General features: G+C 61.0%; 15 protein-coding genes. All 15 read right to left on the reverse strand.

The genetic code is table 11. The features are described from left to right. Positions 1-9: 9 nt before the first annotated feature. The 15 genes from BREU_RS02015 to BREU_RS02085 all read right to left on the reverse strand — a co-directional run bounded on the left by BREU_RS02015 (position 10) and on the right by BREU_RS02085 (position 19828). Complete coding sequence (locus tag BREU_RS02015; protein WP_044090125.1) at positions 10-993, reverse strand: amino acid ABC transporter permease; 984 nt, start codon at positions 991-993, stop codon at positions 10-12. Between the two features lie 134 nt (positions 994-1127). Further along, a complete protein-coding gene (locus BREU_RS02020; protein ID WP_044090124.1) occupies positions 1128-2066 on the reverse strand; it encodes an ABC transporter substrate-binding protein in 939 nt (312 codons plus the stop codon). A gap of 223 nt (positions 2067-2289) precedes the next feature. Beyond that, positions 2290-3243: an ABC transporter substrate-binding protein gene (locus BREU_RS02025; protein ID WP_044090123.1), complete on the reverse strand. Its 954-nt coding sequence runs from the start codon at positions 3241-3243 to the stop codon at positions 2290-2292. A gap of 285 nt (positions 3244-3528) precedes the next feature. Next, complete coding sequence (smpB, locus tag BREU_RS02030; RefSeq protein WP_044090122.1) at positions 3529-4005, reverse strand: SsrA-binding protein SmpB; 477 nt, start codon at positions 4003-4005, stop codon at positions 3529-3531. A 317-nt stretch (positions 4006-4322) separates the two neighbouring features. Continuing rightward, complete coding sequence (locus tag BREU_RS02035) at positions 4323-5663, reverse strand: CHAP domain-containing protein (protein ID WP_044090121.1); 1341 nt, start codon at positions 5661-5663, stop codon at positions 4323-4325. Positions 5664-5744: 81 nt separating this feature from the next. Then, the gene (gene ftsX / locus BREU_RS02040) at positions 5745-6668 is read right to left on the reverse strand and encodes a permease-like cell division protein FtsX (RefSeq protein ID WP_044090120.1); all 924 of its coding nucleotides are present in this window, start codon (positions 6666-6668) and stop codon (positions 5745-5747) included. An 8-nt stretch (positions 6669-6676) separates the two neighbouring features. Continuing rightward, on the reverse strand, positions 6677-7936 hold the full coding sequence (gene ftsE, locus BREU_RS02045; RefSeq protein WP_044090119.1) for a cell division ATP-binding protein FtsE: 1260 nt from the start codon (positions 7934-7936) through the stop codon (positions 6677-6679). Between the two features lie 101 nt (positions 7937-8037). Then, complete coding sequence (gene prfB, locus BREU_RS02050) at positions 8038-9162, reverse strand: peptide chain release factor 2 (RefSeq protein ID WP_044090118.1); 1125 nt, start codon at positions 9160-9162, stop codon at positions 8038-8040. 128 nt (positions 9163-9290) lie between these two features. Continuing rightward, positions 9291-9944, reverse strand: a complete 654-nt coding sequence (locus BREU_RS02055) for a peptide deformylase (RefSeq protein WP_044090117.1) — start codon at positions 9942-9944, stop codon at positions 9291-9293. Continuing rightward, on the reverse strand, positions 9944-11329 hold the full coding sequence (gene glmM / locus BREU_RS02060) for a phosphoglucosamine mutase (RefSeq protein WP_044090115.1): 1386 nt from the start codon (positions 11327-11329) through the stop codon (positions 9944-9946). The genes BREU_RS02055 and glmM overlap by 1 nt, the downstream gene beginning before the upstream one ends. A 320-nt stretch (positions 11330-11649) precedes the next feature. Beyond that, the gene (pepN, locus tag BREU_RS02065; RefSeq protein ID WP_044095770.1) at positions 11650-14256 is read right to left on the reverse strand and encodes an aminopeptidase N; all 2607 of its coding nucleotides are present in this window, start codon (positions 14254-14256) and stop codon (positions 11650-11652) included. A gap of 208 nt (positions 14257-14464) precedes the next feature. Then, on the reverse strand, positions 14465-16309 hold the full coding sequence (locus BREU_RS02070; RefSeq protein WP_044090113.1) for a ribonuclease J: 1845 nt from the start codon (positions 16307-16309) through the stop codon (positions 14465-14467). 66 nt (positions 16310-16375) lie between these two features. Continuing rightward, the gene (dapA, locus tag BREU_RS02075) at positions 16376-17281 is read right to left on the reverse strand and encodes a 4-hydroxy-tetrahydrodipicolinate synthase (RefSeq protein WP_044090136.1); all 906 of its coding nucleotides are present in this window, start codon (positions 17279-17281) and stop codon (positions 16376-16378) included. A gap of 197 nt (positions 17282-17478) precedes the next feature. Then, a complete protein-coding gene (dapB, locus tag BREU_RS02080; RefSeq protein ID WP_044090112.1) occupies positions 17479-18234 on the reverse strand; it encodes a 4-hydroxy-tetrahydrodipicolinate reductase in 756 nt (251 codons plus the stop codon). 211 nt (positions 18235-18445) lie between these two features. Then, a complete protein-coding gene (locus BREU_RS02085; RefSeq protein WP_044095771.1) occupies positions 18446-19828 on the reverse strand; it encodes an MFS transporter in 1383 nt (460 codons plus the stop codon). Positions 19829-19851: the final 23 nt, after the last annotated feature.

Here is a 19851-nt window from a genome sequence, read left to right on the forward strand (position 1 = left end):
CCCCTTGCTTCACGCGGTCATGCCGGTGAACGCGGCCTCGTTGAGCTTGTTCACGTCATCCTTGGGTTCACCCTCGGTCTTGCCGGGCAGCGGCGGCTGCTTGCCGCGCGTGCCCATGGCGCGGGCGTCGAAGCCCTTGCCGAAGTGCTTCTCCAGACGGGATTGAATCACCATCAGGATGGAAGTGATGAGCAGATACCAGAAGCATGCCACCAGCAGCAGCGGAATAGGCTTGTAGATGCGGTTGGCGATGGCGTTCGTGGCGAACTGGAGTTCCAGGGTGAACGGCACCGCGGTGACCAGTGATGTGGTCTTCAGCATGCCGATGGTCTCGTTGCCGGTAGGCGGGATGATGATGCGCATGGCCTGCGGCAGCACGATGCGACGCATGATCAGCGAACGGTTCATGCCGAGCGCTTCGGCGGCCTCCGTCTGGCCCGGGTCGACGGCTTCAAGACCGGCGCGCACGATTTCAGACAGATAAGCGGCCTCGTTCAGCGCCAGGCCTATCCATGCGGCGTTGAACGCGGTGACCACCACGGACGAATCGATGCTCCAGAATTCGATGGAGGTGAATGGCACGCCGAGACTGAGCTTGGGAATCAGCACGGAGAACAGGCCCCAGAAGATCAACTGCGTGTATACAGGGGTTCCGCGGAAGAACCAGATGAAGAACCAGCTGACACCGCGCAGCACCGGGTTGATGGACTTGCGCATGATCGCGAGGATCACGGACAGGATGATCGCCACCACCATGGAGATCACGGTGAGCTCGAGCGTGTAGCGGATGCCTTCCAGCACGTTCTCGTTGAACAGGTACTTCCACACGATGGCCCATTCCAGTCGTGGGTTCGTGATCATGCCCTGGATGAGCATCGCTGCCAGCAGCGCCACGATCACCGCAGCCACAATCGGCCCCGGACGCTTGACCGGCAGGGCCTTGATGCGGTTGGGGATGTCCAATCCTTCGCCGTCGATTTCTTTCTTCGCCATTCGAGATTCCTTGTGATGTATTGGAGCCGTTTCCCACAGCCTTGAACTAACGATGCACCTTAACGCATGAATGGGGCGTCCGTGTTACGACGAACACAGGCGTCCCATTCATGGACATCGAACCAGTCAGACGGTCACTGAACGTCGGGGTTGATCTCCGCCTTGGTCAGTGCGCCGGACTCGACACCCCAGTGCTCAAGAATCTTGCCGTAGGTGCCGTCGTCCATCAGCTTCTGCATGGCCTTCTGCACGGCCTCGGCGGTGGCGGAATCGCCCTTCTTGATAGCGATGGCGTTCGGCACGGAATCGAAGTCCTTGCCGAGCTGTTCCAGCTGTCCGCCGGTCTGTGCGATGGCGTAGCCGACCACCGGGGAGTCGGCGAAGAACACGTCCGCCTTGCCGGTCACCACTGCGGTGGTGGCGTCGGTCTGCTGCTTGGAGGACTGGATGGTGATGTCCTCCTTGCCATCCGCCTTGCACTGCTTGGCGGTTTCGTTGATGGCCTCTTCCTCGACGGTGCCGGTTTCGACGGCGACCTTGAGACCGCACAGGTTGTTCTCATCGACCTTGTTCGGGTTTCCCTTGGCTACGGCGTAGGCCATGCCGGAGGTGAAGTAGGACACGAAGTCGACCGATTCCATGCGCTCCTTGGTGATGGTGAACGCGGCGATGCCGAGGTCGTACTTGGAGCCGATGGCCGGGATGATGGTGTCGAAGTTGGAGGAGACCACTTCGGTCTTGAGGCCGAAGATGTTGCCTAGCGCATGGGCGAGATCCATATCGTAGCCGATCTGGGTCTTGCCGTCCGTGTCCAGGAACTCGGCCGGCGCGTAGGAAGGGTTGGTGCCGATGGTGAGCTTGCCATCGGCCTTGACGGAGTCCGGAAGCAGGGCGGCGAGCTCGTCGTCCTGCTTCACGGAGCTCACATCATAGCTGGTGATGGCTTTGGTATCACCATTGGCGGCATCCGAACCGGTGGCGGATTCATCGGTGGTGCCGCAGGCCGCTACGGCGAACAGCATGGCGACGCTGACGGCAGCGGCGGCAATAGCCTTGGTCTTCTTGAACTGCATGATGGTCTCTTCTTCTCTCTGTCGTTATGGCCTTGCCCTACGCAGCAGATGACCTGCCTTCAGACCGTAGCCAACGAATAAGCATATGTATACACTATAGTGCATACATATGCAAAAGCTCCCATGTCGGGAGCTTTTGTCATCTCAGAACCTTCGTCGTCTCACCATGTGCGCCATGCACCAGCACGCTTCGCGGGCCGCCCACAGACGCACTGGCCCACGCTCACTCGTCGACCGCAGGATTGATTTCGGCCTTGTCGATGGCGCCGGAGGACACACCCCACGTATCGAGAATCTTCTGGTAGGTGCCGTCATCCATCAGCTTCTGCATGGCCTTCTGCACCGCCTCGGCGGTGGCAGAATCGCCCTTCTTGATGGCCACGGCCTCCGGCGTCACACCGGTGTCGTCGCCAAGTGCGGCCAACGTGTCGCCGGTCTGCTCGATGGCATAGCCGGCCACCGGGGAATCGGCGTAGAACACGGACGCCTTGCCGGACGCCACGGCGGTGGTCACATCGGTCTGCAGCTTGGAGGACTGGATGTCGATTTCATCCTTGCCATCCGCTTTGCACTGGTCATTGGCAGCGGTGACTTCCTCCTCCTGCGTGGTGCCGGTCTGCACGGCCACCTTGACACCGCACAAGTTCGAGGTGTCGACCTTGTCGGGGTTGCCCTTCTTGGTGACCCACGTGGAACCGGCCTTGAAGTAGGTGACGAAATCAACGGCATCCAGACGCTCCTTCGTCACGGTGAACGAGGAGATGCCGATGTCGTACTTGGAACCGACCGAAGGAATGATGGAGTCGAAGGTCGAGGAGACAGTCTCCTCCTTGAGGCCGAACACGGCGGCCAAGGCCTTGGACAGGTCGACGTCGAAGCCGACCGGCGTCTTGCCGTCCTCGGCCAGGAACTCGGCCGGTGCATACGAGGTATCGGTGCCGACAGTCAACGTGCCGTCGCCCGCCACCGAATCAGGCAGCAGCGCGGCGATGGCATCATCCTTCTTGATGCTGCTGGTGTCGAATCCCTGTGTGCTGGTCTTGCTGGACGAACCGGAATCACCATTCGAAGTATCGCTGGTAGCGCTGTCGGTGGTGCCGCAGGCAGCCACGGCGATAAGCATTGCCGCGCTCACAGCGGCAGCCGTCATGGATTTCATTCCCATGCTGAAAGACATTGGATTTCCTCTCTCCGTAAAGTCGGCTGGGCGGGTATATTTCCCAGTTGGCTCAGAGAGTAGGACCGCAATGCTACGGCATGATTACCATTGCGAGATTCTGTTCACGTTGTGGACATATGGCGGATACGTTCGGCGGCAGGAATGCTGAGACTGGCGCGAAGAATGCCCGTTGCCGGCGGCGTGATATGAGCAGCCACCCATCCGGCAACCTGCAACCAACAACCGCCAACCGGCATACAGACGCCGCACAGCCGGCGTCCGCTAACCGACACATAGCCCGTATCAGTGCCGCATATTGGCGTACCGCATGGCACGCAACGCCTCGCGCTTGTCCTGCTCCTCGCGCAACGCCTGACGCTTGTCGAATTCCTTCTTGCCTCGGGCCAACGCGATGGCAGCCTTGACGCGCCCGTCCTTGAAATACAGACTCAACGGCACGATCGTGTATCCCTTGGCCTCGATGCCTCGGGCGAGCTTGGCGATCTGCTGACGATGCAGCAACAGCTTGCGCTTGCGCTTGGGGGCATGGTTGTTCCATGTGCCGTTCAGGTATTCGGGAATGTTGGCGCCTTCCAACCACATCTCGCCACGACGGTCGATGGAGACGAACGCCTCCGCCAACGAGGCACGCCCTTCGCGCAGCGACTTCACCTCGGTGCCGGTCAGCGCAAGTCCCGCCTCGTACTTGTCTTCGATGGCATAATCATGCCGGGCCTTCTTGTTCTGAACGATGAGCTTCTCGCCGGTCTCCTTGGCCATATCCTCCTCCTTCCTGATACTCAATAATCCCCCTCGGCATAGAGGGGAATCATCGTACTACGCGATATGTTTCGGTAGTGCTGTACGTCACAAACCCGTCGGCAAAGAGACTACCCCTCAGTCCCGCTCCGCGAGCCAGCTCGTCCCGCAATTACAGACGCGCCCCGCGCGCAACCTGCTGGCTCGCCTGTCGGCTCGCACGTTGCCTACAGACAGCTCCGCTGTCTGCTTCACGGCAACAGTCCGCCAAGGGGAGCCAAGAATAGCCACGAATCACTGACACAGGATGCCGGCTCGGTCACATAGCCCTGATGCGCTCAGTGCACGTACCAGTAGGCGCCGGCATTGGACAGCGTACGCCAACTCACGACGTATTCACCGACCACATTCATCTCGGAGATCGTCACCGTATTGCCGGAAACGGACTCCACCACCGCCACATGGCCGTAAGTGCCGTCGGCACCGGCGACCCCTGGCGGGAAGGACAAGGCCGCACCCACCTGAGGATTGTGGTCGACGCGCAGACCGTAGCCCGGCGCGGTCAGATACCATTGGCCGCCGTTGCCGAGATATGAAGGGGTCCCGATGCCCATCTGCTTACGACGGTTGTAGGCATACCATGTGCACTGGCCCCCATAGTACGCGTTGCCGTAATCACCATTCGAAGTGCCCTGACCGCCGCTGCTGCCACCCGAGCCACCTCCCGTGGTCGGCGGCACAGTCGAGGACCCGCCACCGCCTGGCTGGGTGGTACCCTGCTGACCATTATTGACCTGACCGGAAGACTGTTGCTGCTCCTTCAGATACTGCTGGTTATAGGAATCAACGCGCGAGGCGAGCAGCACCGTCTGCGCGGCCTGAGCGGCCTGCTGATCCTTCAGCGAGGACACCATGGCGGTCAGCTCGTTGCGGCGCTGCTCACCCTCCACACGCAACTGTTCCAGCGCATTGCGCTCGTTCTGCGCGGTCTCGGCAGCGGTCTGCGCTGACGCGGCCTTCTGATCGGCCTGGGTCTTCAGCGTGGAGATCTGCTTTTCGATGGCGGCCAGCCGCTCGCCACGATTCTTCGACGTGTTCAGCTCGCTTGCCGCAGAAGATGCCGCATTGGCCTCATTACGGGAGAGCGCGTCACGCGACTGCATCGAGTTCACAAAGTCCTGGGTGCTGCTCGCACCGGTCACCACGCTCATCACTTCGGATGCGCTGGAGCCGTGCATGCTTTCCCGTGCCAGTTCGGCGACAGCCGCATGCGCATCGTCGTAATCCTTACCGGTCTGCGCTATCTGCTGCTCGAGGGTCTCCTTGTCCTTTTGCGCCGCCTCAAGACGCTTGGCGGCGGCATCGGCCTCGTCCTGGGCCGCGGCGGCATCGGCGTTGGCCTGCGTCACCTTGTTCTGCGCGGCGACGATCTTGTTGTTGGTCAGATCATCCAATTCGACGATCTTATTGGCGAGCTCACTGTTCACGCCGGCCAACTGGGCCTTGAGCTGCGCCTCGCGCTGCGCCGAAGCCGCGTGCTGGTTCTGCGCATTCACCAGATTCGAATAGGTGTCCGCGGATGCAGGCTGGGCAGGAGCCACCACCAATCCGGCCACGCAGCACATGCCCGCAGTCAACGCTGCCAGAACGGGCTTCCATGTGTTCGTCGTCTTATTCATGGACGAAAAATCCTTCCTATCGCCATACAAAAGCACACCATAACATGAGAGTCTGAGAGCCGAACCACTTCCATGCCGGACTTACGCTCTCAGATAACGTCTCAGAGACACCGTGGACGCAATCACCGAAAGCAGTACCGCGCCCAGCACCAGGAACGGCGACATCATCAGCACCGTGATCTGGTTCACATACGGAATCCAAGTGACCGACTGCGCGAGCCAGCCGGTGATGAACACGCGCACGATCACCGAGAGCATCAGACACGAGAGCACCGAACCAATCAGTGACGCTATGGCGCCTTCGAGGATGAACGGCAGCCTAATGGTCCAGTTGGATGCGCCGACGTACCTCATGATCTCGGTCTCCGTACGTCTGGATGCGGCGGACATGCGGATCGTGGTGCCGGTGAGCAGAATGGCCACGAGCACCATCACGCCTGCAAGCACCGCGGTCACGGCAGTGGCACGGTTGAGCACGGCAAACACCGGATCGAATATCTGACGCTGGTCGGTGACGTCCTCGACGCCCTCCTTGCCGGACAGCACTTCCGCCACCACCTGGTATTTGGTGGGGTCCTTGAGCTTGAGCCACAGGGAATCCTGCATATCGTCGGCGGTAAGCGTACGGCCTTGGAATTCGCCGTTCGGATATTGCTTGGTGAAGGTGTTGTCGTAGAAGTCCTGTTTGCTGACGTAGTTGATGTTCGCCACCACATCGTTGAGCTCATCGCGGATGGTCTTCTGCAGATCGGTGATCTCCTTGGCGGAAGGGGCTTTGCCCGAAGCGCAGTTGGCGGATTGGCTGGTACCGTCCGGGCACAGCCAAACCACGACTTCGACCTTGTCATACCAATCGCCCTTGGCCTTGGTGATCTGGGCCTGGGTGAGCACCGAGGCGCCGATGAACAGGAACGAGATGAATGTGACCAGCGTCAGCGAAAGCAGCATGGCCACATTGCGCCGTAGATTGGTCCATGTTTCCGACAGGATGAATTGTGCGCGCATGACTCTTGCTACTTCCCCTTCTTGGCGTCCGATTCGTCGGTCGGCTCGGCGTCGGTCTTCGATGTGCCTGCGGCGGCCGCGTCGGACGATTCTCCATCCGACTGAGCCTCAGCATGCTCAGGATGCTGAGAAGACGTAGGAACCTGCCCGGCAGGTGGAGCCGGAGGCATCGGAGGCTCGGGAGGAGCCGGCGGCACCGGGTCCCGCGGCGGAGCGAACCGGGAGTCATCGGCGTTCGACGACTCGGCTTCGTCCTTCAACGGGTCGAACGCCTGCGTCTGTTCCAATGCGGCCGCCTGCTCGTCCAACGGCAATCCCTTGCCCCAGGTCAGCGTATCCTCGATGGGCGCGAAGGTCTCACCATAACGGCCGGTACGACCGGAATGCACCGAACTTGCCAATCGCGCGATGCCCTCGGACTGGCCGGCTCCCGTCTCGATGGTCTTGCTCATGGCCACCGTGTCGATCGCGGACACGGCGACGGACTCGGCGTCGGATGCGGCGACGACGTGCGACGCCACGTGGATGCGGTTGGCCTTGTCCGAGCGCGCCTCGACTTCGGCGTCCGGGAAGAACAGCGCGGAGTCATACGATCCGTGGGCCTCGTCTCGCACGATCTTGCCGTTGTGCAGCTCCACCACGCGCTTGCGCATGGAGTTGACGATCTCCTCATTATGCGTGGCCATCACCACCGTCGTGCCGGTGCGGTTGATGGAATCCAGTACCTCCATGATGCCCAGCGATGTTGTGGGATCGAGGTTGCCGGTAGGCTCGTCAGCGAGGAGGATCTGCGGATGATTCACATACGCGCGGGCGATGGCCACACGCTGCTGCTCGCCGCCGGACAGCTCATGAGGATAGTTCTTCTCCTTGCCAGTAAGTCCCACCGTATCCAGCACCTTGGGCACCAGAGACCTGATGGTGGAGCGTCGCGTACCGATCACCTCGAGCGCGAAAGCCACGTTCTCCCAGACGGTTTTGTTATTGAGCAGTTTGTAATCCTGGAATACGAATCCCAACGAACGACGGTACTGCGGCACCTGACGATTCGAAATGCGACGCAGATCGTTGCCGGCAACGCGAATCTCGCCGCTGGTGGCCTCCTCCTCACGGAGCAGGAGGCTCAGCAACGTGGTTTTGCCGGAACCGGATGCGCCGACCAGGAACACGAAATCACCACGCTCGATATCGAGGTTGATGTTGTCGAGCGCCGGGCGCGTGCCCTTCGGATAGATCTTGGACACCTTGTCCAATGAGATCAAAGCCATATTCGTTTCCTTTTATCCACGTGCGTATCCACATGTTCGCTGTTGATGGGTTCGAGTCGTCGCGCGACAGGCCGGCAGAGGGCGGGTGTTTGCCTTTACCCTTACTCTTCGGTTTCGGCAGCGCGACGCTGATCATGACGCCAGCGGATGCCTGCCTCGATGAACCCGTTGATGTCGCCATCGAACACGGCCTGCGTCTGGCTGGTCTCGTAACCGGTCCTCAGATCCTTGACCATCTGGTAGGGATGCAGCACGTAGGAACGCATCTGATCGCCCCAGCTGGCCTTGATGTCGCCCGCGAGCTCCTTCTTCTTCTTGGCCTCCTCCTCATGGCGAAGCACCAGCAGTCGGGACTGGAGCACGGCCATGGCGGACGCACGGTTCTGAATCTGCGAACGCTCGTCCTGCATGGTCACCACGATGCCGGTCGGCAAGTGGGTGATGCGCACAGCGGAATACGTGGTATTCACGCCCTGGCCGCCAGGACCGGAGGAGCAGTAGGTGTCCACGCGGATATCCGTGTCCGGGATGTCGATGTGGTCGGTCGCTTCGACCAGCGGCACCACTTCCACGGCGGCGAAGCTGGTCTGGCGGCGGCCCTGATTGTCGAACGGGGAGATGCGCACCAGTCGATGCGTGCCGCCCTCCACCGAAAGACGGCCATAGGCGTACGGCGCGTCGACCTGGAAAGTGGCGGACTTGATGCCGGCCTCTTCGGCATACGACGTGTCCATGACCTTGGCCTTGAAGCCGTTGCGTTCGCAGTAGCGCAGGTACATGCGCAGCAACATCTGCGCGAAATCGGCGGCGTCCACGCCGCCTGCGCCGGATCGGATGGTCACCACGGCGGAACGTTCGTCGTATTCGCCGTCAAGAAGGGTCTGGATCTCCATCTGGTCGAGATCCTTCTTGATTTCGCCGATCTCGTGCTGTGCGTCGTCGAGCGAATCCTGGTCCTCCTCCTCGCGGCCGAGTTCCACAAGAGTTTCCACATCGTCGATGCGCTGTCCGGCGGAGGTCAGGCGCTTGAGCTGGGATTCGGTCGCGGAAAGCTTGCTGGTGACCTTCTGCGCGTTCTCCGGATCGTCCCACAGGCCGGGGGCAGCGGCCTGCTTCTCCAGTTCCTTGATGTCGGCCTTGAGCCGATCCACGTCCAACGCCTTGGCGATGGAATCATATTTGGCCCTGGCTTCGCCTATTGCTTGGGTAAAGTCGAATTCTGCCATCGTTATACCTTCATTGTCTGTTCACGAAAATGTTCTGTTATTAATGACTATCGGCGTCTTTGGACATAAAGGCCATGAGCGAACACCGTTGCATCCTGGTGTCGCGTCATGGCCTTGCCCGGGAATCGTCACAAATCGAAACCGAGTTCTTCGGCGGCTTCAGTGGGCACCGGGTCGTTGCACCAGTAATCCTCAAGGTTCTCGTAGGTGGTCAGCGAGCGGATCTCGGCGCGGTCGATGTACAGTTCGCCGCTCAGATGGTCGGTCTCATGCTGGAAGATGCGCGCCGGCCAACCGTGCAGCTGTTCCGCGTGATGGTTGCCTTCCTCATCGTCCCATTCGGCGGTGATGTCGAGCCAGCGCTTGCGCACGGCCTGATATCCATCGAAGCTCAGGCAGCCTTCATAGAAGGATGCGGTCTTCTCCCCCACGGGGGTGTACTTCGGGTTGATGATGACGTGGAACGGGAACTCCGCGATTTCGCGCGGATCGTCCTCATCATCGCGTACATGGTCCTCGACCACGGCGAGCGCGAGCCCCAATCCGATCTGTGTGGCCGCCAGACCTACGCCCGGAGCCTCGAGCATGGTCGTATGCATGGCATCGATGAGCTTGGTGAGCGTGTGCTTGGACAGCTGCCCGGTATAGGCTGCGGTCTGCTGACGCAGCACCGGCTCGCCTGCCTGCACGATGGGCAGGATACGCTCCTTGCCGCCGGTTTTGATGAGCTGCTCAACGTCACGGTTGAGCGCGATGTCGACTTTCGCGTTTTTCCCGAACATTACAGCGCGAGCTCCTCGGCCACGATCTTGGCCAGACGGGTGCAGACTTCGTCGGCGTAGGCCTGTGTGGCGGCTTCGGCCATCACGCGCACCAGCGGCTCGGTGCCGGAGGGGCGCAGCAGCACGCGGCCGGAGTCGCCCAGCAGCTCCTCCTCGTGCTTCACCGCGGCCTGGATGCGCGGGTTGGTGGAAGCCGCCATCTTATCCACGTTCGGCACGTTGATCAGGGTCTGGGGCAGCTGCGGGAAGTCGGCAGCAAGCTCCTTGAGGCTCTTGCCGGACTTGACGACTTCGTTGCACAGGGTCAGTGCGGTCAGGGTGCCGTCGCCGGTGGTGGCGAACTCGCGGTTGATCACGTGGCCGGACTGTTCACCGCCGAGCGAATAGCCGCCCTTGAGCATCTCCTCAAGCACGTAGCGATCACCCACGGAGGTTTCCACGGTCTTGATGCCCATATCCTTCAGGGCAAGCTTCAGACCGAGGTTGCTCATCACCGTGACCACAAGGGTGTCATGGTTGAGCTTGCCTTCGCGCTTCTTGGCGCGGGCCAGAATGCCCATGATCTGATCGCCGTTGACCATGTTGCCGTCCTCGTCCACCGCGAGGCAGCGGTCGGCGTCGCCGTCGAAAGCCACGCCCATCACGGCATCGGTGGCCTTGACCATGGCCTGCAGCTGTTCGGGATGCGTGGACCCGGCATTCTTGTTGATGTTGTAGCCGTCCGGGGAGGCGTTGATCACGATGACGTCCGCTCCTGCGCGGCGCAACGCTTCGGGGGCCACCACCGAGGTGGCACCGTTGGCGCAATCGGCCACGATCTTGAGACCCTTGAGCGGCTTCGGCTGGGTCTGGTCGTCGTTGAGAGGGGCGATGGTGGAGACGAGATGGTCGATGTACAGGTTGGTGGCGGTGGTCTGGTCGTGGCTCACGCGGCCGACACCGGCACCTGTCGGACGCTCCCAGTCCTGGCCGAGCACGGCTTCGATCTCGTCTTCCTTTTCGTCGGGCAGCTTGAATCCGCCGCGGGCGAAGAACTTGATGCCGTTGTCGGGCATGGGGTTGTGCGAAGCGGAAATCACCGCGCCCATCTCCACGTTGAGCACGGAGGTCAGATAGGCGACGCCCGGGGTGGGGATGATGCCGGCGTCGATCACGTCGAAGCCGCCTGCGGACATGCCGGCAGCGAGCGCGGACGCTAGAAAATCACCGGAAACACGGGTATCACGTCCCACCAGCGCACGCCGGCGTCCTTCAGGCTGGTCGTCCTGAGTGCCGGCATCACCCAGCACACGCACTGCTGCGTCACCCAGATCAAGTGCCAGGCGTGCAGTCAAATCCTTGTTGGCCAATCCGCGAACACCATCGGTTCCAAACATTTTCGGCATACTATTGCATCCTTCGCTTGAGCGGCCTCATGCCGTCTCGTCCTATAACGTGCACCATGGTAATCGGGCGACCCCACGAATGCATGCCGTTTTGCACAATACTGCTCAATTCGGTTGCATTTGGCATGCGGGGGCCGCGAACGCACTATCCATGAACGCACCGAGGAGCATAGCGCCCCGGCAGAAAGTCTTCATGGGCCGCTTCAAACGCAATTGGCTCCCCTTCCTCACGCGAAGCCAGGAAAGGGAGCCAATCAGATCAGCGCGTATTCCGGCGGCATCTCAATGCCGGAGCGTTGCCGTGTCAGAGTGCCACCGTGTCAGAGTGCGGCGTTGTAGTCGCGCACTGCGAGCGTGCGATGCGAGGAGGCCACATTCTCCACGATCAAGCGCTTCAGCGCATTGTCCGCGGCGAAGTGTTCCTCCAGCCATGCATCGCCCAACTTGGTCAGGGTGGCGGGATCGGCATACCCGGGGTACAGCCCGTTCAACAGGCTTCCCATGTGGTAGGTCTTGTTGGCCCAGATCCAATCCACCGTCTCGAAGTACCTGGCGGCGAACGGTTCGGCGAGATCGGGGCGCGGCGTGGCGGAGAATCCACGAGCGACGGCCTCGAGCTGCGCATTGGTCAGCTCGCTGTTGTTGAGCGCCTCGTTCCAAGCCCATTCCTTGGCCTCGGCGGTGGCCTTGACCGCGCGGGCACCAAGCGCGAACTCACGGTTTTCGGTGGTGTCCCTCTTGGCGAGCTGCGCCTCGATGTCGCTGTCGCCGAATTCGTTCACCGACGCCAGCGCATTGACGATCGTCCAAGTGAAGTTGTTGTCGATGTCAAGGCCGTCAAGCGTCACCGTGCCGTCCAGCAGACCGTGCGCGTTGGCGGCGAATGCGGCATCGCCCTCCTCTCCATAGCCGAGGTAGGCGGTGATGAGCTGGAACTGGGTGTCCGACCCCGCCTCCGCGGCATTGGCCAGGGTCCACAGTTCGGCAGCGACGTGGCGCAACACCTCCTCGCGGCGGGCCGGTGCCACATAATGGTGAGCAGTGGTGCTCATGCAGGCGAGGGCGTAACGGAATGTGGTGGATTCGGTTTCGGTGGCCAGCAGACGCAGCGTCATGTCGACGAACCGTTCGGCCGGGAACTCGCCGTCACGGGTCATATCCCAGAAGGCCAGCCAGGTCACCGCACGAGCCAGGGCATCACCGAATCGATGCAGGTTGGCTTCGGCGAACGCCTGGGATTCGGCGTCGAAACGAATCTTGGTGTAGGTCAGGTCGTCGTCGTTCACCAGAATGAATGCGGGGCGCTTCTTGCCCTCCGCCGACTGGACCAGTGTGGTCTCGCCGTCCACGTCCAGCTCGAACTGGTCGGTGCGCACGACCGTGCCGCTGTCCTTATCTTCGTTGTAGAAGCCGACGGCCAGACGGTGCGGACGCAATACCGGATGCTCGTCGGGTGCGGTCTGCGTGAGCTTCAGCTCGGCGATGGTGCCGTTCCTGCCCTCCTGGACACTCGCGGCGATGGTGTTGATGCCGGATTCCTCCAGCCACTTGGCGCTCCATGCCTTGAGGTCGCGTCCGGAGGTATTCTCCAGCTCGTGCAGGAGGTCGGCCAACGTGGCGTTGGAGTAGGCATGACGGTTGAGGTAGTTGTTGATGCCGGCGAAGAACTGCTGACGGCCTACGTAGAAGGCGAGCTGCTTGAGCACGGAGGCGCCCTTGGCATAGGTGATGCCGTCGAAGTTCACATAGGTGTCGTTCAGATCGTTGATCGGCGCGACGATCGGGTGCGTGGTAGGCAGCTGATCCTGACGAAGCGCCCAGCTCTTCTCGCCGGAGCAGAAGGTGGCCCAGGCGTCATGCCATTCGGTGGCTTCGGCGGTGGCCAATGTGGACGTGAACTCGGCGAAGGATTCGTTGAGCCACAGGTCATTCCACCACTTCATGGTCACGTAATCGCCGAACCACATGTGCGCCAGCTCGTGGAGCACGGTCACCACACGGCGCTCGGCCAGAGCGTCGGTCACCTTGGATTCGAACACGTAGGAGTCACGGATGGTGACCATGCCGATGTTCTCCATGGCGCCCGCATTGTATTCTGGCACGTAGATCTGGTCGAACTTGGCGTACGGGTACGGCACGCCCCAGGTCTTGGCGTAGAAGGCGAAGCCCTTCTTGGTGATGTCGAACAGGTAGTCCACATCCTTGGCGAAGGCCTCGGCCAGAGACTGGCGGCAGTACTGGGCCATGGGCACGGTACGGCCGTCCTCGTTGTGATATTCGGTATGCCATTGCGCGTACGGACCGGCGCAGATGGCGGTCAGGTAGGAGCTCATCACCGGGGTCGGTTGGAACTTCCACAGACGGCTGGTCTCGTTCGGCTTCTCGCCCAACGTGCCATCGAGGGTTTCGCGCGGATCATCCTCAACGCTTGCCTCCGGCATGTTGGATGTCACGATCCAGCTGGCCGGCGCGAGCACCTTGAAATCGAACGTGGCCTTGAGATCGGGCTGGTCGAAGACGGCATAGACGCGGCGGGCGTCCGGGACCTCGAACTGGGAGTAGAGGTAGATGTTGCCGTCCGACGGGTCCACTGAACGGTGCAGGCCTTCGCCGGTGTTGGAGTACCGGCACAGGGCGGTGACGGTCACTTCGTTCTTGGTCTTCAGACCGGTCAGTTCGATGCGATTGTCCTGATACGCCTTTGCCGGATCCAGCGGCGTGCCATTGAGCTCGATGGCGGTGACCTCATCGGCGATAAGGTCCAGGAACGTGGATGAGCCTTCCTGCGCATTGAAACAGATCAGCGCCTTGGAACCGAAGTTCTTCGGGCCGACCGTCAAGTCAAGATCGACATGATAGTGAATCGGCGCTTCGACTACCGCCTTGCGCTCCTCGGCCTCAACGCGGGTCAGATTAGAACCGGGCATGCTGTGCGATACTCCTTATGCTCGTACCTGTGTTGTTTCGGATTCGATGTTCGGATGTTCGGATGTTCGGATTCGTACGAAATCGACGAACCGAATCATTAGTTGTTCGGTATGCTTGCGGCGCGTATCACGGGGATACGCGCCGGAGGCTGATAACTACTGGTGACTGCTGGCCTTCTGCCGATGGCTGTCCATGGACTATTGACGACTACTGGTTGTTGTCGGCGATTTCGACATCCTGGGCGATATCGGCCACAACGGGCACGATCATCGGCTTGCGGTGCAGCTGTCGGGCGACCCAGCCACCAAGCGTACGGCGCATGATCTGCTGCAGCTTGTACGTGTCCTTGGTGCCTTGCATCATCGCGTCGTTCAATTGCTCGACGATCTGGCCGCAGACCCGGTCGAATTCGCTTTCGTCTTCGGCCACGGCGTTCAGATAGATCTTCGGTCCGGTGACGACCTCGCGATTGTCGGTGTCCACCACCACGAACGCGGAGACGAAGCCCTCGGTGCCGAGGATGCGGCGCTTCTCCAGCTCTTCGTCGGTCAGCTCGCCCACCGAATCACCATCGACATACACGTAGCCGCACGGCACGGAGCCGACGACCGCGGCCTTGCCATGATAGAGGTCGACCACGTCGCCGTCTTCCGCCAATACCACGTTCTGCGGATCGACACCGGTCTTGACCGCGATCAGGCCATTGGCCACCAGATGGCGGTTCTCACCGTGGATAGGCATGGCGCACTTGGGCTTGACGATGTTGTACATGTACAGCAGCTCGCCCTCATTGCAGTGGCCGGACACGTGCACGGCGGCATTGTCTCGGTTGACGACCTTGGCGCCAAGCTGCACGAGCTTGTTGATCACCTTGTAGACGCCGTGCTCGTTGCCGGGAATCAGGGAGCTGGCAAGAATCACCGTATCGAACTCGTTGATATGGATGTCACGGTGGTTGCCGTCCGCGATGCGGCCGAGGGCGGCCATCGGTTCGCCTTGGGAACCGGTGCACATGTAGACGAGTTTGTCGTCCTGGATGTCGTTGGCCTGCTTGAGGTCGACCACAGTGCCTTCGGGAATGTGCAGGTAGCCGAGATCGGCAGCGATGGACATGTTGCGCACCATGGAACGTCCGACGAACACGACTTTGCGGCCGTACTTATGGGCGGCGTCCACCACCTGCTGCACGCGATGCACGTGGGAGGAGAAGCTTGCCACGATGATCTTGCGAGTGGCCTGGGCGAACGCCTGATCCAGTGCCGGACCGATGGAGGTCTCCGGCTTGACGAAGCCGGGAACCTCGGCGTTGGTGGAGTCCATCATCAGCAGGTCCACGCCTTTTTCGCCGATCTTGCCGAATTCCACCAGATCGGTGATGCGATGGTCGAGAGGAAGCTGGTCAAGCTTGATGTCTCCCGTGTCGATCAGCGATCCGGCCGGGGTCTTGACATAGACGGCGAGGGCGTCCGGGATGGAATGGGTCACATTGACGAATTCGAGGTCGAAGGGACCGACCTTGAGCTTCTCACGGCCGGTCACCTCCACCTTGGTGGGGTTCTGATGGTGCTCCTTGCACTTGGCGTCCACGAAGGCGAGCGTCAGCTTGGAACCGATCAGCGGGATGTCCGGACGGAGCTTGAGCAGGTACGGCACGCCGCCGATATGATCTTCATGGCCATGGGTCAGCACCAGAGCGTCCACTTTGTCGAGACGGTTCTTGATGTAGCTGAAGTCAGGCAGAATCAGGTCGACGCCGGGCTGTTCCTCCTCGGGGAACAATACACCGCAGTCGATGAGCAGCAGGTGACCGTTGTATTCGATCACGTTCATGTTACGGCCGATTTCGCCCAAGCCACCGAGCGGCGTGATGCGCATGGAGCCCTTGCGGTACTTCGGAGGCGCAATCAGCACGGCATCCTGCTGGGGAGCGGTAGGTGCCTGATTGATCTTGCGGGACGGGGTGCGGCCGCCGTCGCTCCTGTTGTTCCTGCGGTTGGAGCTGCGGCGGCGTGAATTGCTGTTTCTGGTTGTGTTCTTGTGTTCTTGTGCCATATCTTCTTGGATTTTCTGTTGTTATGCCTCTGCTCTGTCATGCAGGGGCGGCGGGCTGGCAACCCGTTACAGCAGTCCGGCAGCGCGCATGCCCTCTTCAGCCTTATCGAGCTGAGTGGCGTCGGGCCCGATATTCGGCAGACGCATGACGGTGGAGGGAATATAACCCTTGACCTTGAGCGCGGCCTTGGCCATGACGGCCTGATAGCCGTCACCGTTCAACGCGTGGACGAGAGGCGCAAGCTGGTTGGCAAGACGACGGGCAGTGGTGATATCGCCACGGTCGAATGCCTGGACAAGCTGCTGCATGGGGTTGGAGGCGACGTGGGCGATCACGGAGATGATGCCGACGGCGCCAATGGAAAGGAACGGCAGGAACAGGCCGTCATCGCCGGAATACCAGGCGAGACCTGTGCGCTGCTGCTTCTCCACTGCGGCTGCAAGATCGCCGGTGGCGTCCTTGACAGCCTTGACGTGTTCGAGTTCGGCCAGACGGTCGTATGTCTCGACCTTGACCTTCAAACCGGTACGGCCGGGAACATCGTAGACGATGATCGGCTTCTCGGCTGATTCGTCGACGGCTTTGTAATGACCGACGACACCGTCCTGCGAAGGACGGGAGTAATACGGCATGACGACGAGCACCGCGTCAGCGCCCGCTTCCTGGGTCTGCTCGACCATGCGAACCGTATGAGCGGTGTCGTTGGAGCCGGCTCCGGAAATCACCGGAACGGTCACGGCCTCCTTGACGGCCCTGACCAGTTCGACTTTCTCTTCCATGTGGGTGACAGGCGATTCACCGGTGGTGCCGTTGACCACCAGACCGTCTGCACCGTCCTCGACCAAATGCTTGGCGAGCGCGACCGCCGCATCGAAATCGACACTGCCATCCGCCTTCATAGGCGTGACCATCGCCGGCAGAATACGACCGAAAGGCGCTGGGTCAAGAAGATGCATATCATGCTCGCTCATAATGTTCACCGTACTTCCCGTTGTGGACTCTTCATCATTGATTGTCATTGATTGTCATTGATTCATTTACGATTGTCTGCGTTATGGCTGCGGCCGATTAGCCACCGCGCCGCAAGGTGCCTGTGAACGGCCGAGTGATGAACGGCCGGGCAGGGCACGCGCGTTGTTCGATGATCTGCGAACCGGCGTCCGCCGAATCACAGATCAAGGAAGTGATCGAGCCCGACTGTCAGCCCGGCCGGGGCGTCGGATGCGAGCTTGCGCACGGCGAGCAGCACTCCCGGCATGAAACTGGTGCGGTCGAAGCTGTCCGCACGGATGGTCAGCTGCTCCCCCGCATTGCCGAACAGCACCTCCTCATGTGCATTGAGCCCGCGCAGGCGGACGGCATGGACATGGATGCCGTCGATGACCTGGCCGCGCGAACCGCCGTCGGTTTCGGTGGCGTCCGGCACCGGAGCCAATCCAGCGGCCTTGCGCGCCTCGGCGATGCCTCGTGCGGTGTGGATGGCGGTGCCGGATGGCGCATCCACCTTGGTAGGATGATGCAGTTCGATGACCTCTGCGGATTCGAAGTACTTGGCCGCTTTGACGGCGAAGTAGTCGGCCAATACGGCGGAAATAGCAAAGTTCGGGGCGATGAACACCTTCTGTGTCAGAGGCTTGGGACCTTGGGCGATGGCGTCCCTGACCTGAGACAGTTTCTCGTCAGTCCAACCGGTGGTGCCGACGACGATATCCACGCCCTGACCGATGAGGGTGAGCACATTGTTCAGGCTGACGCTGGGCACGGTGAACTCCACCACCACGTCGGTGTTGTCGGCATCGATCTGCGTCAGATCATCACCTGCGTCCAAGGCCAAGGCCAACTGTGTGTCTTCGGCGTTGTTCACCGCCTCGACCACATGCGAACCCATACGGCCCTTGGCACCGACTACGGAAACTCTGATCATGTCTATCCCCCTGTTTCAGGTCAGGCGCGTATTGCTTGCTGTATTGCCGTTGTATTGCCGGTAAAACGGCAACCAGCCTATCACCGGACAGCGTACGCGCCACACGAATGTCCAATATGGCGGACGCGGCGACACCGGCTGCGACGAACGCAACGGCATCAACAGACCGGAGATCAACGAAGCCGCCATGTCAACCGGTCATCCACTGTCGTCAATCACGTCGTCTGGCGAGCCACCAACCTACAAGGGCAAGGGGCACCGCCGCCAGCGTGAACAGGAACGGCAGCATCATGCCGACATGCGGACCGGCTGCATCCAATGCGATGCCCGCCACCGACGATCCAATCGAAGTGCCTACGGTACCTGCCGTGGTCACCCAGCTCAGTCCCTCGGTCAGGGATTGAGCAGGTACCAGATCCTTGACGATGAGATTACCTGTGGCGAACAGCGGCGACACGGTCAGTCCGGCGAGTATCTCCACCAGTCCGAGCAGAAGAAGGTTGTCCATGGTGATGCGGAAGAACACGTATCCCACGGTGAGCAACGCGAGGAACATCACCATGTGCGCCCAATGCGAGCCTTTGAGCTGACGCGACCCGAAGACCAGGGCGCCGATGCATGACCCAAGCGCGAACATGGCCAGCTGGAGGCCCAGGAACGGTTCGAGGCCAAGCGCCTTCATGGATGCGGTGATCGACACATCGAATGAGGTGAAGCTCATGTTGAACACGATGAACACGGCAAGCAACGGCAGCACTCCCGCATAGAGCAAGGCGCTTCTGGGCTTGGCGCCTTGCATTTTCAGCTGGCGCAGCGTCAGCTGGTCGGCAACCGGTGCGGCGGTATCGGTGCCAGCGGCGCCGCCGGTGCCATTGGTGCCATTGCCCATCGTGGCATCTGATGCCTGACGCCGCCGGTCCGATGCGTCGTCGATGGACACCGTCTCCACAAGGAGGCGAGGCTGGGTCGATTTCAGCGAGAAGAACACGGTTCCGCCGATGCCGCATGCGAGTGTAGGCACGAACAGCTGGGATACCGGATGCACCGAGGTGGCGAGCCATGCCGCAAGGATCGGCCCCAGGATGAACACGACCTCATCGATGGCGGCTTCCATGGCATATGCGGTGTTGAGCAGCTGCTCGCCGTCCTCCACATCGCGCAAGGCGTATGACCATCGAGTTCTGACCAATGCACCGAATGAGAACTGCGTGAGCCCCATGATGATGGCCAGCACGAACAGCAGCGCAATGGGCACCCGAACCAGCGCGGCAAACGCGAATCCCAGCATGGCCGCGATCTGGACGGCGAGCGCCAGCCGTCCGACACGAGCTTGTCCGAACCGGTCGAACGCACGCGCGTAGAACGGTGTGACACAGGACATGGCGAGCACATATACCGCGCTCATGGTGCCGGCGATGGTCCAATTGTCGTACAGATGATTCAATGCCAGCACGATGCCGAGGCTCATCATGGAAATCGGCAGACGGGCCACGGCACCGGAAGGACGAGAACGCTTGGTGCCAGGCAGTGCGAACAGACGCCGATATGGCGATGGGGTGGGATACGACTTGGTAACAGCTCGAGCCGTAGACACGTATTACTCCTTACTGGTGGGTT

This window comes from Bifidobacterium reuteri DSM 23975, from assembly GCF_000741695.1.
Lineage (GTDB): Bacteria > Actinomycetota > Actinomycetes > Actinomycetales > Bifidobacteriaceae > Bifidobacterium > Bifidobacterium reuteri.

Coding starts and splice junctions, on each gene's coding strand:
- ftsX (WP_044090120.1), bottom strand. CDS start 6,668: ATGCGCGCACAATTCATCCTGTCGGAAACATGGACCAATCTACGGCGC.
- BREU_RS02070 (WP_044090113.1), bottom strand. CDS start 16,309: ATGGCACAAGAACACAAGAACACAACCAGAAACAGCAATTCACGCCGC.
- BREU_RS02055 (WP_044090117.1), bottom strand. CDS start 9,944: ATGTTCGGGAAAAACGCGAAAGTCGACATCGCGCTCAACCGTGACGTT.
- BREU_RS02035 (WP_044090121.1), bottom strand. CDS start 5,663: ATGAATAAGACGACGAACACATGGAAGCCCGTTCTGGCAGCGTTGACT.
- dapA (WP_044090136.1), bottom strand. CDS start 17,281: ATGAGCGAGCATGATATGCATCTTCTTGACCCAGCGCCTTTCGGTCGT.
- smpB (WP_044090122.1), bottom strand. CDS start 4,005: ATGGCCAAGGAGACCGGCGAGAAGCTCATCGTTCAGAACAAGAAGGCC.
- BREU_RS02025 (WP_044090123.1), bottom strand. CDS start 3,243: ATGTCTTTCAGCATGGGAATGAAATCCATGACGGCTGCCGCTGTGAGC.
- ftsE (WP_044090119.1), bottom strand. CDS start 7,936: ATGGCTTTGATCTCATTGGACAAGGTGTCCAAGATCTATCCGAAGGGC.
- dapB (WP_044090112.1), bottom strand. CDS start 18,234: ATGATCAGAGTTTCCGTAGTCGGTGCCAAGGGCCGTATGGGTTCGCAT.
- prfB (WP_044090118.1), bottom strand. CDS start 9,162: ATGGCAGAATTCGACTTTACCCAAGCAATAGGCGAAGCCAGGGCCAAA.
- pepN (WP_044095770.1), bottom strand. CDS start 14,256: ATGCCCGGTTCTAATCTGACCCGCGTTGAGGCCGAGGAGCGCAAGGCG.
- BREU_RS02015 (WP_044090125.1), bottom strand. CDS start 993: ATGGCGAAGAAAGAAATCGACGGCGAAGGATTGGACATCCCCAACCGC.
- glmM (WP_044090115.1), bottom strand. CDS start 11,329: ATGCCGAAAATGTTTGGAACCGATGGTGTTCGCGGATTGGCCAACAAG.
- BREU_RS02020 (WP_044090124.1), bottom strand. CDS start 2,066: ATGCAGTTCAAGAAGACCAAGGCTATTGCCGCCGCTGCCGTCAGCGTC.